General features: G+C 65.0%; 13 protein-coding genes. 6 read left to right on the top strand and 7 right to left on the bottom strand.

The window, feature by feature from the left end:
• Window positions 1-88: 88 nt before the first annotated feature.
• The 6 genes from CBP34_RS02845 (at window position 89) to CBP34_RS02820 (ending at window position 8371) form a co-directional block, all read left to right on the top strand.
• Entirely contained in the window at window positions 89-1558 is a 1470-nt protein-coding gene (locus tag CBP34_RS02845) for an efflux transporter outer membrane subunit (RefSeq protein ID WP_204246691.1), read from the top strand.
• A gap of 35 nt (window positions 1559-1593) precedes the next feature.
• Entirely contained in the window at window positions 1594-2784 is a 1191-nt protein-coding gene (locus CBP34_RS02840) for an HlyD family secretion protein (protein WP_086911306.1), read from the top strand.
• A 14-nt stretch (window positions 2785-2798) separates the two neighbouring features.
• Window positions 2799-4367, top strand: a complete 1569-nt coding sequence (locus CBP34_RS02835) for a DHA2 family efflux MFS transporter permease subunit (RefSeq protein WP_418134704.1) — start codon at window positions 2799-2801, stop codon at window positions 4365-4367.
• 21 nt (window positions 4368-4388) lie between these two features.
• Window positions 4389-4832, top strand: a complete 444-nt coding sequence (locus CBP34_RS02830; protein WP_094097246.1) for a universal stress protein — start codon at window positions 4389-4391, stop codon at window positions 4830-4832.
• Window positions 4833-4916: 84 nt separating this feature from the next.
• The gene (locus tag CBP34_RS02825; protein WP_086911303.1) at window positions 4917-6653 is read left to right on the top strand and encodes an NAD(P)/FAD-dependent oxidoreductase; all 1737 of its coding nucleotides are present in this window, start codon (window positions 4917-4919) and stop codon (window positions 6651-6653) included.
• 233 nt (window positions 6654-6886) lie between these two features.
• A complete protein-coding gene (locus CBP34_RS02820) occupies window positions 6887-8371 on the top strand; it encodes a DASS family sodium-coupled anion symporter (RefSeq protein WP_094099033.1) in 1485 nt (494 codons plus the stop codon).
• A 187-nt stretch (window positions 8372-8558) separates the two neighbouring features.
• On the opposite strand, the gene htpX is transcribed toward CBP34_RS02820, so the two are convergent.
• The 7 genes from htpX to CBP34_RS02785 all read right to left on the bottom strand — a co-directional run bounded on the left by htpX (window position 8559) and on the right by CBP34_RS02785 (window position 14039).
• A complete protein-coding gene (gene htpX, locus CBP34_RS02815; RefSeq protein ID WP_086911301.1) occupies window positions 8559-9440 on the bottom strand; it encodes a protease HtpX in 882 nt (293 codons plus the stop codon).
• A 77-nt stretch (window positions 9441-9517) separates the two neighbouring features.
• On the bottom strand, window positions 9518-10258 hold the full coding sequence (locus CBP34_RS02810) for a DUF3025 domain-containing protein (protein WP_236748494.1): 741 nt from the start codon (window positions 10256-10258) through the stop codon (window positions 9518-9520).
• A gap of 26 nt (window positions 10259-10284) precedes the next feature.
• The gene (gene pyrC / locus CBP34_RS02805) at window positions 10285-11325 is read right to left on the bottom strand and encodes a dihydroorotase (RefSeq protein ID WP_094097244.1); all 1041 of its coding nucleotides are present in this window, start codon (window positions 11323-11325) and stop codon (window positions 10285-10287) included.
• Window positions 11326-11398: 73 nt separating this feature from the next.
• Window positions 11399-11590 (bottom strand): DUF7706 family protein, encoded by a 192-nt coding sequence (locus CBP34_RS02800; RefSeq protein ID WP_086911297.1) that lies wholly within the window; start codon window positions 11588-11590, stop codon window positions 11399-11401.
• A 129-nt stretch (window positions 11591-11719) separates the two neighbouring features.
• Window positions 11720-12457 carry an amino acid ABC transporter ATP-binding protein gene (locus tag CBP34_RS02795; RefSeq protein ID WP_086926561.1) on the bottom strand — a complete coding sequence of 246 codons (738 nt, stop codon included), beginning with the start codon at window positions 12455-12457 and terminating at the stop codon, window positions 11720-11722.
• A 153-nt stretch (window positions 12458-12610) separates the two neighbouring features.
• Window positions 12611-13282 carry an amino acid ABC transporter permease gene (locus tag CBP34_RS02790; RefSeq protein ID WP_094097243.1) on the bottom strand — a complete coding sequence of 224 codons (672 nt, stop codon included), beginning with the start codon at window positions 13280-13282 and terminating at the stop codon, window positions 12611-12613.
• A 1-nt stretch (window position 13283) separates the two neighbouring features.
• Complete coding sequence (locus tag CBP34_RS02785; RefSeq protein ID WP_094097242.1) at window positions 13284-14039, bottom strand: amino acid ABC transporter permease; 756 nt, start codon at window positions 14037-14039, stop codon at window positions 13284-13286.
• Window positions 14040-14057 lie beyond the last annotated feature (18 nt).

Below are 14057 nucleotides of genomic sequence, written 5' to 3'. Positions count from 1 at the left end.
TATTTTTGAACCAACAAGCTCAGTTTAGCTTGAATCCGCCGAAAAACAAAGCTAAACTAAACCGATCAGTTCATTTAATGGAGTCTCCATGCACCATAGCAGCACGCCGCCCTCGACAGCCTTGCACCGGCTGCGCATGCCCCTGACGGGCTTGGGCGCCGCCCTGTTTCTGGCGGGTTGTGCCCAGTTTCCGGACCTGGGCGCAACGCCCCAACCCAAGTCGGCCGAGGCTTTCCAGTCCACAGCCTCTTTGACCGCGCCCAGCGCCCATTGGCCCGCCGAACAGTGGTGGACGGCCTATGGCGACGCCCAGCTCAACGCCCTGATTGCCGAAGCGCTGGCTGATGCGCCCGACCTGGCCGCCGCCGCCGCGCGCCTGCAACGGGCCGATGCCGTCATGCAGATCACGGGCTCGGCCACAAAGCCGCAGGTCAGCGCCAATGCGTCCATCACCGGCGACAAGCTCAGCTACAACCACCTGATCCCGCGCTCGCCTGCCACCGAGGGCCTGAACGACTACGGCCGCGCCACGCTGGATGTACGCTGGGAACTGGATTTCTGGGGCAAAAACCGCGCCGCGCTGGCCGCTGCCACGTCCGAGGTTGAAGCCAGCCGCGCCGAGCTGGCGCAAGCACGGTTGTGGCTCGCCGCGGGTGTGGCGGCGAACTATGCCGAACTGAGCCGCCTGCACGCCAACCGCGACACCGCCGCCCGCGCGCTGGAGATTCGCCAGAAAACCGCCAGCCTGTTCACCCAGCGTTTTGACAACGGCCTGGAAACGCGCGGCGGCCTGCGCAACGCCGACGCCCGCCGCACCGTGGCCGAGGGCGAGTTGCTGGCGCTGGACGAGCAGATCGCGCTGCAACGCAACCGCCTGGCCGCGCTGCTGGGCGCGGGCCCGGACCGCGGCCTGTCGATCGCGGCACCCACCCTGAAGCTGGACCGCGCCTTTGGCCTGCCCGCCGAAATCTCGGCCGACCTGCTCGGCCGCCGCCCGGATGTGGTGGCCGCGCGCCTGCGTGCACAAGCCTTGGGCAGCCGCATCGAGCAAAAGAAGGCCGAGTTCTACCCCAACGTGAACCTGTCGGCGCTGATTGGCGTGCAGTCGCTGGGGCTGGACATGCTAACCAAGGGCGGCTCGGGCATCGCCAGCTTTGGCCCGGCGATCTCGCTTCCGATCTTCAGCGGCGGCCGCCTGCAGGGCGAGTTGCGCGGCGCGCACGCCAGCTATGCCGAGGCCGTGGCCCAGTACAACGCCACCGTGGCGCGCGCGCTGCAAGACGTGGCCGACAACGCCATCAGCCAGAAAGCCCTGGGCCAGCGCCTGGGCAAGGCGCAGGAAGCCGTGGATGCCGCCACCGAGGCGCACCGCGTGGCCAGCAACCGCTATGAGGGTGGCCTGGCGACGTACCTCGAAGTGCTGACGGCCGAAGACAGCCTGCTGGGCGCCCTGAGCGCCCAGACCAACCTGCGCTCGGCATCGTTCACGCTCGACATCGGCCTGCAACGCGCCCTGGGCGGCGGGTACCAGGTTGCCCACGCCGTCGCCCAGCAGTAATCCACGCCCCCATACATATCGATCAAGGAATTCCCATGTCTGAAAACAACACAAGCTCTGCCGCCGATGCCCTCATGAAAAAGCGCCGCAACGCCCGCCTGGCCCTGCTGGGCGGCGTGGTGGTGCTGGCCGCCGCGGGCTCCACCGCCTACTGGAAACTGCACGCCTCGCATTTCGTCTCCACTGACAACGCCTATGCCGCCGCTGAAGTGGCGCAAATCACACCGTCCGTCGGCGGCACCGTGCTGGAGGTGAACGTGAGCGACACCGACGCGGTGAAGCAGGGCGACGTGCTGCTGGTCATCGACCCCACTGACGCCCAGCTGGCCGTCGCGCAGGCCACGGCAGAACTTGACCGCGCCACCCGCCGCGTGAAGAGCTACATGGCCAACGACAACAACCTGAGCGCCCAGATCAGCGCCCGCGAGGCCGACGCCCAGCGCGCCAGCGCCCAGCTGGCCGCCGCGCAGGCCGACTTCGAGCGCGCCAAGGTCGACCTGCAACGCCGCCAGGCACTGGTGGCCTCGGGCTCGGTGTCGGGCGACGAACTCACGCGCGCCAAGAATGGCTTTGACGCTGCCACCGCCCAGCTGGCCGCCGCCAAGGCCGCCGCCGCGCAGGTCACCGCCAACCAGCGCTCGGCCGTCGCGGCCAAGGAGGCCAATGCGGCCCTGATCAGCCACAGCACTGTGGACACCAACCCTGAAGTGGCCGCCGCCCGCGCCCGCCTCGACCAGGCCAAGGTGGACCTGGCGCGCACCGTGATCCGCGCGCCGCTCGACGGCGTGGTGGCCCAGCGCAGGGTGCAACTCGGCCAGCGCGTGCAGCCCGGCATGCCGTTGATGGCCGTGGTGCCCGTCCATGAGATTTATGTCGATGCCAACTTCAAGGAAGTGCAGCTCGAAAAAGTGCGCGTCGGCCAGAGCGTGAAACTGCACGCCGACATCTATGGCAAGAACGTCACCTACCAGGGCGTGGTGGAAGGCTTCTCGGGCGGTTCGGGTTCGGCGTTTGCGGCCATTCCGGCACAAAACGCCACCGGCAACTGGATCAAGGTGGTGCAGCGCCTGCCCGTGCGCGTGAAACTCGATGCGGCCGAGCTGCAGGCCAACCCGCTCAAGGTAGGCCTGTCGATGAGCGCCGAAATCGACACCCGCACCGGCGACAAGCAGGCCACCGCAGCCGCAGCAGCCGCCGCTGAAGGCCCCGGCACGGCAACCCGCTGAGCAGGACCGCCACCATGAGTCAAGCGACCACGGCGCCCGGCGCGCCCGCCGCACACCAGGCCCCTGCTGCTGCACCGGCGCCGCTGAGCGGCCCCATGCTTTTTGTGGCGGCCTTGATGTTGGCCGCGGCCAACTTCATTGCCGTGCTGAACATGACCATCGCCAACGTGGCGGTGCCCAACATTGCCGGCGCCCTGGGTGCCGCCGCCAGCCAGGGCACCTGGGTCATCACCTCGTTTGCCGTGGGCGAGGCCATCACGGTGCCGCTGACCGGCTGGTTTGCCGCGCGCTTTGGTGCAGTGCGCGTTTTCGTGGTGTCGATGGTGCTGTTCGGCATCTTTTCCATCCTGTGCGGCCTGTCCACCTCGATTGGCATGCTGGTGGTGATGCGCGTGTTCCAGGGCCTGAGCGGTGGCCCGCTGATGCCGCTGTCGCAAACGCTGATGCTGCGCATCTTCCCGAAGGACAAGGCGGGCACGGCCATCGGCATCTGGTCGATGACGACGCTGATTGCACCCGTGGTCGGCCCCATCCTGGGGGGCTGGCTGGTGGACGATTTCACCTGGAACTGGGTGTTCCTCATCAACGCCCCGATCGCCATCGGCTTTGGCCTGGGCGCCTGGAAGATGCTCAAGCATTACCAGGATGCGCCCGTGCGCAACCCGTTCGACAAGGTCGGCCTGGTGCTGCTGCTGGTGTGGGTGGTGGCGCTGCAACTGGTGCTGGACGAGGGCAAGAACCTCGACTGGTTTGCCTCCAGCCAGATCGTGGCCCTGACCATCATCGCCGTGGTCGGTTTTGCCGCCTTCCTGATCTGGGAGCTGCACGAAAAGCACCCGGTGGTCGATTTGCGCGTGTTTCGCCACCGGGGCTTCAATGCCTCGGTGATCACCGTGAGCGTGGCCTATGCCGCCTTCTTTGGCGTCAGTGTGCTCACGCCGCTGTGGCTGCAAAGCTTCATGGGCTACACCGCCACCGACGCGGGCCTCGCCACCGCCTGGACGGGCGTCACCGCGCTGTTCGTCGCACCCATCGTGGCCAACAGCAAGCGCGACCCGCGTGCGCTGGTGTTCTTTGGCGTGCTCTGGATGGCGCTGGTGACGCTGTGGCGCACGGTGGCCAACAGCGACATGGCGTTCTGGGATATTGCCATTCCGCTGGCGGTGATGGGCTTTGCGCTGCCGTTCTTCTTCATCCCCACCTCGGGCATCGCCCTGGGCAGCGTGGAAGAGCGTGAGATGGACTCGGCCGCCGGCCTGATGAACTTCTTGCGCACGTTGTCCGGTGCCTTTGCCACCTCGGTGGTGACCACCGTGTGGGCCAACCAGACCACGCGCAACCACGCCGAGCTGGTGGGCCTGGCCGACCGCGACGGCAGCGTCACGCAGATGCTCACGCAATCAGGTGCGCCACCCGAGGTGGCCACGCAGGTGGTGGACTACCTGATCGTGTCGCAAAGCGGCATGCTGTCGACCAACCAGGTCATGACCGGCATTGCCGTGATGTTCTTCATCGCCGCCGCCATCATCTGGATCGCCCCCAAACCCACGCGCACCATCGAGCCCGGCGCCGGTGGGCACTGAATCCCCCGGAAAGGCACATTCATGTTCAAACACATTCTGGTTCCCACCGATGGCTCCGCGCTGTCCATGAACAGCGTTGCGCGGGCCGCAGCCTATGCCCAGGAAACTGGTGCCCGCATTACGCTGTTCTACGCCCAGCCCGAGGCGCCGTCCGTCTATGCCGGGCTGGGCGCCGTGAGCAACACACACCTCAGCCAGGACCTCCAGACCCGCCTGGATGAAGCCGCCACGGAAATCCTGGATGCGGCTGAAAAAGTGGTGCAGGAAGCCGGCGCCAGCTGCCAGCGCGTGGTGCGGGTGGGCGGCAAGCCCTATGAGCTGATCATTGCAGCGGCAGACGCCAACGGCTGCGACCTGATTTTCATGGCGTCGCACGGCCGGTCGGGCGTCAGCGCGCTACTGCTGGGCAGCGAGACGCAGAAGGTGCTGGCGCATTCGACGATTCCGGTACTGGTGTACCGGTAAGGCGGCACGCGATGGGCAGGGTGCGGCCGGTAAAATCCGCATCCCTGCTTTGCATTTCGCCCGATAACCACGGGCCGCAAGACCATGATCCGCCTTTCTGAAATCCGGCTGCCGCTGTCCGCGCTGCCGTCCGACCCCGACACCCAGCCCGAAGCCGCCCTGCGCGCACTCGCCGCGCAGGCGCTGGGCCTGGCCGATGCAGCCAGCATTGCCACGCTGCAGGTCTTCAAGCGCAGCTTTGACGCACGCAAGGCCGATCTGCTGGCGGTTTACATCGTGGACATCGCGCTCGTCGATCCCACGCAGGAAGCCGCCCTGCTCGACAGATTCGCCGGCAATCCACATATCCAGCCCACCCCCGACATGGCCTGGCACCCCGTGGGCCAGGCACCGGCCGGACTGTCCCTGCGTCCGGTGGTGGTGGGCTTTGGCCCCTGCGGCATCTTCGCGGCGCTGGTGCTGGCACAGATGGGTTTCAAGCCCATCGTGCTGGAGCGCGGCAAGAACGTGCGCGAACGCACCCAGGACACCTGGGGCCTGTGGCGCAAGCGCGAGCTCAACCCCGAAAGCAATGTGCAGTTTGGCGAAGGCGGCGCCGGCACGTTCAGCGACGGCAAGCTCTACAGCCAGATCAAGGACCCGCGCCACCTGGGCCGCAAGGTGATGGCCGAGTTCGTCAAGGCCGGTGCGCCCGAAGAAATTTTGTACGTGGCGCATCCGCACATCGGCACGTTCAAGCTGGTGAAGGTGGTGGAAAGCCTGCGCGAGCAGATCATTGCGCTGGGTGGGGAGATCCGCTTTGGGCAGCGGGTTACCGACCTGATCGTGGAAAGCGGCCCGCAAGGCCGCCATGTGCGTGGCGTGAAGGTGCAGAACCAGGCCACGGGCGCCACCACCGAGCTGCGTGCCGACCATGTGGTGATGGCCCTGGGCCACAGCTCGCGCGACACCTTTGCCATGCTGTACGAGCGTGGCGTGCAGATGGAGGCCAAGCCGTTTTCGGTCGGCTTTCGCATCGAGCACCCGCAGGGCGTGATCGATCGCGCACGCTGGGGCCGCCACGCGGGCCATCCGCTGCTGGGCGCCGCCGACTACAAGCTAGTGCACCACGCCGCCAATGGCCGCGCTGTTTACAGCTTTTGCATGTGCCCCGGCGGCACCGTGGTGGCCGCCACCAGCGAGCCGGGCCGCGTGGTCACCAACGGCATGAGCCAGTACTCGCGCAACGAGCGCAATGCCAATGCCGGCATGGTGGTGGGCATCGATCCGCGCGACTATCCGCGGGACCCTGCGGCCTACGAAGCCGCGCTGGGCGCCACGCACGGCGTCGAGGCGCTGGCTGCCGGCCAGCACCACCCGCTGGCGGGCATCGTGCTGCAACGCCAGCTGGAATCGGGCGCCTATGTGCTTGGCGGCAGCAATTACAGCGCGCCCGGCCAGCTGGTGGGCGATTTCATCGCAGGCCGGCCCTCCAAGGAACTGGGCAGCGTGCAGCCCTCCTACCAACCCGGCGTGACGCTGGGTGATCTGCATGGTGCATTGCCTGGCTATGCCATCGCAGCCATGCGCGAGGCCCTGCCGGTGTTCGGCCGCAAGATCAAGGGCTACGACATGCCCGACGCCGTGCTCACTGGCGTGGAGACGCGCACGTCCGCACCGCTGCGTATCGACCGCGGCGACAACCTGCAAAGCCCCAACACCCCCGGCCTGTATCCGGCCGGCGAAGGGGCGGGCTTTGCCGGGGGCATTCTTTCGGCGGGCGTGGACGGTATCAAGGTGGGCGAAGCGGTGGCACGCAGCCTGCTGGGCGCTGCGGCCTGACGACGGCAGATTGGCAAGGGGTACGGCCAACGCCGGGTCGCACGGCGCAGTGACAGCGAAAGTGTCACGAAGAGACAGGAAACTCCAGGCCGAGGCAGTCAGGGCCACCGCATGTTCTTGACATCCGTCAACCCGCAATCGCACCGGGGCGGCACACTGTAGTTGGCAAGGCTGCCTAGACATTGCAACAGGAAAACTCCCATGACCGCACCGCTCGCTGCACCACTTCCCGCATCGCCCCCGCGCCTGCGGGGCTGATCAAACGCTTTGGACTGTGGGCGGCGCTGGCGGCCATGGTGGCGGTACTGCTGCTGCCCACGCCCGCCGACCTGCCGCTGGCCGGGCATTACATGCTGGCCATTCTGGCCTTTGCCGTGATCATCTGGATGACCGAGGCACTCGACTATTCGGTCAGTGCCGTGGTCATTGCCGCGCTGATGGTTTTTTTGCTGGCCTACGCCCCCAGCGCCGCCAAGCCGGGCATCACAACGGCCATGGGCACCGGGGCGTCGCTCAGCCTGGCGCTCTCCGGTTTCGCCAACAGTGCCGTGGCCCTGGTGGCGGCGGCGTGCTTCATTGCCTCGGCCATGACGGCCACCGGGCTGGACCGGCGCATCGCGCTCACGGTGCTCTCCAAGGTGGGGGCCAAGACGCACCACATCGTGATTGGCGCCATGATCGTGGGCTTCTTGCTGTCGTTCATCGTGCCCAGCACCACCGCCCGCGTGGCCTGCCTGATGCCCATCATGATGGGCTTTGTGCTGGCCTTCAATGTGGACCGCAAAAGCCGCTTCGCAGCGCTGCTGGTGATCACCACGGCGCAGACGGCCAGCATCTGGAACGTGGGCATCAAGACCGCCGCCGCGCAGAACATGGTGGCGGTCGGCTTCATTGAAAAGCAGCTGGGCGCGCAGATCACCTGGGGTGAATGGTTCGTGGCCGCGGCGCCTTTTGCCGCGCTGATGACGGTGGCGCTGTTCTTCATCATGACCCGCATGATGAAGCCCGAAATGAAAGAGATTGCCGGGGGTCAGGAAACCATCCGCAAGCAGCTGCAGGAGCTGGGCCCCATGACTTTGAACCAGTGGAAATTGCTGGCCATCGTGCTGGTGCTGCTGGGTTTCTGGTCCACCGAAAAAGTACTGCACAACTTTGACACCACCTCCACCACCATCGCGGCCGTGGCGCTGATGCTGTTTCCCCGCCTCGGCGTGATGGACTGGAAGCAATCGCAAAAGGGCTTTCCGTGGGGCACGGTGGTGCTGTTTGCCGTTGGCATCAGCGTGGGCTCGGCGTTGCTGCAGACCAAGGCCGCCGGCTGGCTGGCACAGCTCATCGTCACCAACCTCGGCCTGCAGATGGCCTCCGCATTCGTCATCCTGATGCTGCTGTCGGGCTTTCTGATCGTCATCCACCTGGGCTTTGCCAGTGCCACGGCGCTGGCGTCCACCATGATTCCGATCATCATCAGCGTGCTGACCACCGTAGAGACGCCGGGCATCAACGTGGTGGGCATGACGATGATCCTGCAGTTCGTGGTCAGCTTCGGCTTCATCCTGCCGGTGAACGCGCCGCAGAACATGATTGCCTACGGCACCGACACCTTCGAGGCGCACGATTTTGTGCGCACCGGTTTCATGATCACGGTGGTGGGCACGTTGCTGCTGGTGATATTTGCGCTGACCTACTGGCCCTGGATGGGACTCATGGTGAAGTAAGCAATGCCCTGCGGCGCAAGTGCTGCGGGGGCATTGGCAAAAGGGGGGAGTGTGTGCCCCCGTCAATGGCCTACAGGCTGCATGTGACAGCCTTGCAGGCCTCGAACGCCCAGCCAAAAAGAAACCGCCGCAGGATTTGCAGCCTGCGGCGGTTTGTTTTTGTTGGGGGGCCTGCAAGGCCCGGCATTCAGCCCTGCTGCTGTGCGTTCTGCAAAGCGGCAATGCGCTCTTCAATGGGCGGGTGGGTGCTGAACAGCTTGCCAATGCCACCGGCAATGCCCATGGCCGCCATGCTTTTTGGCAGCTCTGCGGGGTGCATGCCCCCCAGGCGGGCCAGGGCGTTGATCATGGGCTGGCGACGGCCCATGAGCTGGGTGGCGCCAGCGTCGGCACGGAATTCGCGCTGGCGCGAAAACCAGGCCACGATGATGGCCGCCACAAAGCCCAGCACGATGTCGAGCACCACGGTGGTGACCATGTAGCCGATGCCGGGGCCCGAGCGGTTTTCGTTGTTCTTGTTCAGGAAACTGTCCACCGCGTAGCCGATCACGCGCGACAGGAACACCACAAAGGTGTTCATCACGCCCTGGATCAGCGTCATGGTGACCATGTCGCCGTTGGCAATGTGGGCCACCTCGTGGCCGATCACGGCCTCCACTTCCTCGCGCGTCATGCCTTGCAGCAGGCCCGTGGACACCGCCACGAGCGCCGAATTCTTGAACGCACCCGTGGCAAAGGCGTTGGGATCGCCCTCGAAGATGCCGACCTCGGGCATGCCGATGCCGGCCTTGTCGGCAAACTTGCGCACGGTCTCGACAATCCAGGCCTCATCGGCGCTGCGCGGCTGCTCGATGATCTGCACGCCCGCGCTCCACTTGGCCATGGGCTTGCTGATCAGCAGTGAGATGATGGCGCCGCCAAACCCCATGACAAAGGCAAAACCCAGCAATGCGCCCAGGTTCAGGCCATTGGCCGTGAGATAGCGGTTGACGCCCAGCAGACTGGCAACAATGCCCAGCACAGCCACCACGGCCACGTTGGTCAAAAGGAACAGAAAAATACGTTTCATGGGTTCTCCACAAGGATGCGGGGGATTGTCATGGAGCGGCTCACATGGGGGTGGCTGCGCGCTCCTTCAAGCCGGCGTCACAGCGCTGCAGAACCCATGGTGTGATTGCTTTTGCGGGGCGCGCTGCGAAAGACGAGGGAGTCATCATAGAAGGAAAAGTTCTCGTTTCCGGGCCACCAGCCGGGTATCCCCAGCACCGGCAATGGCACAAACGGCTTGGCCACCAGGCGCTCGGGTTGCAGCTCCTGCGCCAGCCAGGCATCGAGCGATGCTACCAAATCAATAGCTGCCTGCGCTTGATACACATGCGCTGTAATGGGTTTTCGCGGAAATACCAGCTTTTCCAGCAGCGCATGGCCGAACAGCACCAGCCGGGCCTCACGCCACAGCGGCCGCAGATCCACGAACAGCCGCCGCCAGTCCCGCGCCGCCAGCGCCTGCCACAGCGGCGCTGGCGCGTCGAGCACGGCGCCGTTTTCGTCCAGCACCGTGAGCGCATCGCGCAAGGGCCCGCGCACGGCCCGCACGCCATCGGCCGCGATGGCCTGCGCCTGCAACTGGTTCAGCCGCCGCTTGGTCAGCGGAAACTGAAGCCAGACGAGGCCATTGAAAAAGTCGTGCAGGTTGTCGCGCGTGGGGACGCGGCCGGTGTCGAAGATGAACTGTTCGTAGGCGGTGCCATCGGGCAGGTCGGTTTGGGGGACAAAACGAATGCGCGCTCCAACCGCACTCGGCGCTGCCTGGAGCGCGCTGTGCACCGCTTCGCCATCCAGAATCTGCTGCACTACTGGTTCACCATTGGCGCGCCAGGGTGCCAACCAGACGGCTCCCCAATCAACGGCTGCTAAACCAGCCGCCACGGCAGCGCTTCACCCGCGCGCAAGGGCTTGAGCTCGGCCTCGCCGAAGGCAAAGCTGTCCGGTGGCGTCCAGCTTTCGCGGCGCAGGGTGATGGTGCCGGTGTTGCGCGACAGGTTGTAGAAGTCGGGGCCGTGAAAGCTGGCAAAGCCTTCAAGCTTGTCGAGCGCACCTGCGTTGTCAAACGCCTCGGCATACATCTCTATGGCGGCGTGGGCCGTGTAGCAGCCTGCGCAGCCGGTGGCATGCTCCTTGAGGTGCGCGGGGTGGGGTGCGCTGTCGGTGCCCAGGAAGAACTTGGCGTTGCCGCTGGTGGCGGCCTGCACCAGGGCCACGCGATGCGTTTCGCGCTTGAGCACGGGCAGGCAGTAGTAGTGCGGGCGAATGCCACCGGTAAAGATGGCGTTGCGGTTGTACAGCAGGTGGTGCGCCGTGATGGTGGCGGCGGTGAACCGGTCTGCCTCGCGCACATAGTCGGCCGCGTCCTGGGTGGTGATGTGCTCAAAGACGATTTTGAGCTCGGGGAAGTCGCGGCGCAACGGCATGAGCTGCTGCTCAATGAACACAGCCTCGCGGTCGAACAGGTCGATGTCGCTGCTGGTGACCTCGCCATGCACCAGCAGCAGCATGCCGGCCTTCTGCATGGCTTCCAGCGTGGGGTAGGTCTTGCGCAGATCGGTCACGCCCGCATCGCTGTTGGTGGTGGCACCAGCCGGGTAAAGCTTGGCGGCGACCACGCCGGCCGCCCGGGCAGCGGCGATTTCTTCGGGCGGCAGGTTGTCGGTAAGGTACAGCGTCATCAACGGCTCGAACTGCACACCGGCGGGCACGGCGGCCAGGATGCGCTGCTTGTACGCCAGCGCCTGCTCGGCCGTGGTCACAGGCGGGCGCAGGTTGGGCATGATGATCGCGCGGCCGAACTGGGCGGCGGTGTGCGGCACGACGGTGTGCAAGGGCTCGCCGTCGCGAACGTGCAGGTGCCAGTCGTCGGGGCGGGTGATGGTGAGGGTGTCTGGGGCGGCAGTCATGGACGCCATTGTCCCATCACTCCACGGCCAGGGGGTGTCCGCCAGCCCTGCCCGGGTGGCGGAAAAAGCGGATTTACACGGGGTCGAAGCCGGCCAGATCCAGTGCTTCGCGCAGCGAATCGAGGGCGTCGCGCACGAGGAAGGTTTCCGCATCGTCGCGGGAACATGCCCGGATGGCCTCGTGGCTGATGTTTTTGACGAAGCGGGCCAGGGCCTGGGCATTTTCGGGCGTCAGCTCGGCGGTGATGACCACGGGTTGTTTCATTTTTCAGTATCTCGTTCAGGGCATTCAGGCCGCGCCGGGGAAGTCCGGCCCTGCGCATCTTACTGGCTGAAAACACCGACGGCACCCAAAGGTGCCGCTCTGTTGCCGCTGAGTGGCCGCGTAATGCGCTCAGTGCTGCAGGATCTTGTTGAGGAAGTCCTTGGTGCGTGGCTGGCGGGCCTCGGGGTTACCGAAGAAGGAGTCCTTGGAACAGTCTTCCAGGATCTTGCCGCCCACGTCCATGAAGATCACGCGGTTGCTGACCTTGCGGGCAAAACCCATCTCGTGGGTCACGCACATCATGGTCATGCCTTCGTTGGCCAGGCCCACCATCACATCCAGCACTTCGCCGACCATTTCAGGGTCGAGCGCCGAAGTGGGCTCGTCGAACAGCATCACGATGGGGTCCATCGACAACGCGCGCGCAATGGCCACGCGCTGCTGCTGGCCGCCCGAGAGCTGGCCCGGGAACTTGTCCTTGTGCGCCATCAGGCCCACGCGCTCCAGCATCTTGAGACCGCGCTTCTTGGCGTCGTCCGCGCTGCGGCCCAGCACCTTGATCTGCGCGATGGTGAGGTTGTCCGTCACCGACAGATGGGGGAACAGTTCGAAGTGCTGGAACACCATGCCCACGCGGCTGCGCAGTTTGGGCAGATCGGTCTTGGGGTCGTGCACGGCAACGCCATCCACATAGATCTCGCCCTTCTGGAAGGGCTCCAGCGCATTGATGGTCTTGATGAGCGTGGACTTGCCGGATCCCGAGGGACCGCACACCACCACCACCTCGCCTTTCTGGATGGTGGTGGAGCAATCGGTCAGCACCTGCACGGGGCCATACCATTTGGATACGTTTTTGAGTTCGATCATTTCTTTCTCCAATCTCTGCTCTTGTGTCACTTGTTCACGGCCCTGGCCGTCAAATCGGCACGGCCGAAGCCAGCGGACGCCGTGGAACTGGCTTTGCCAGGCCACCGGCGTCGTCCCCCTTGAGGGGGAAGGCGCGAAGCGACTCAGGGGGTGTCATCGAATAATTGCGATCTTCTGGTGCAGGCGCTTGACCATCCAGGACAAGGCGTAGCACATCACGAAATACAGCACGGCTGCCGCCAGATAGGCCTCGATGGGCCGGCCAAAGTTCTTGCCGGCCACTTCAAAGCCCTTGAGCATGTCGTAGGCGCCAATGGCATAGACCAGCGAGGTGTCCTGGAACAGGATGATGGTCTGCGTCAGCAGCACCGGCAGCATGTTGCGAAACGCCTGCGGCAGCACCACCAGTTTCATGTTCTGGCCGTAGGTCATGCCCAGCGCCTGGCCGGCATACACCTGCCCCCGCGGCACCGACTGGATGCCGGCACGCATGATTTCACTGAAATAGGCGGCTTCAAAGGCAATGAAGGTGATCACCGCGGACACCTCGGCACCGATGGGCCGGCCGATGATGGCGGGCACCAACAGGAAGAACCACAGAATCACCATGACCAGCGGAATGCTGCGCATGCCGTTGACGTAGATGGTGGCGGGCACAACCAGCCACTTCTTGCCCGACAGGCGCATGAGCGCCAATACCGTGCCGAATATCACGCCGCCAATGGTGGCCACCACCGTGAGCATGAGGCTGAAGTACAGCCCCTTGAGCACGAAGTTGGAGATCAGGTCCCAGTTGTAGAAGGAAAAATCAAGACTGAGGTTCATGTCAGTGCCCTCCCGATCCGCCGGCCACGATCAGGCCCGGAACGCGCGCGCGCTTCTCGATGAAGGCCATGATGCGGTTGATGGCAAATGCCGAGACGATGTAGCACGCCGTGACGGCGAGGTAGACCTCGATGCCGCGGGAGGTTTCTTCCTGCGCCTGCATGGCAAACATGGTCAGCTCGGCCACCGACACGGCAAACGCCACGGACGAATTCTTGAAGATGTTCATCGTCTCGCTGGTCAGCGGCGGAATGATGATGCGAAATGCCATGGGCAGCAGCACATAGCGGTAGGTCTGAAACGTGGTGAAGCCCATGGCCAGGCCTGCGTAGCGCTGACCGCGCGGCAGTGCCTGGATCCCCGAGCGCACCTGTTCGGCGATCCGCGCCGACGTAAAGAAACCCAGCGCCAGCACCACCAGCACAAAGCCCGGCACGGCCTGCATGGCCGGGAACATGGTGGGCACGACGTGGTACCACAGGAAAATCTGCACCAGCAGCGGAATGTTGCGAAACAGCTCCACCCAGGCATTGCCCAGCCGCACCACCATGGGGCGGCCCTGCAGCGTGCGCAGCGTGCCAATGACCGAGCCCAGCACCAGCGCCAGCACCAGCGCCGACAGCGAAACCGACACGGTCCAGCCCCAGGCCGAGAGCATCCAGTCCAGATAGGTGATGTCGCCACCCTTGCCAAAGCAGCCCTGCACCACCTCTTTGTCCATGGTGTCCTGGCAGAACACCTGCCAATCCCAACTCATAGGAGTACCTCCGTTTTC

The organism is Acidovorax carolinensis, assembly GCF_002157145.1.
Classification (GTDB): Bacteria; Pseudomonadota; Gammaproteobacteria; order Burkholderiales; family Burkholderiaceae_C; genus Acidovorax; species Acidovorax carolinensis.
The sequence above is the reverse complement of the archived record's forward strand: the minus strand, read 5'-3'. Positions and strand labels throughout refer to the sequence as shown.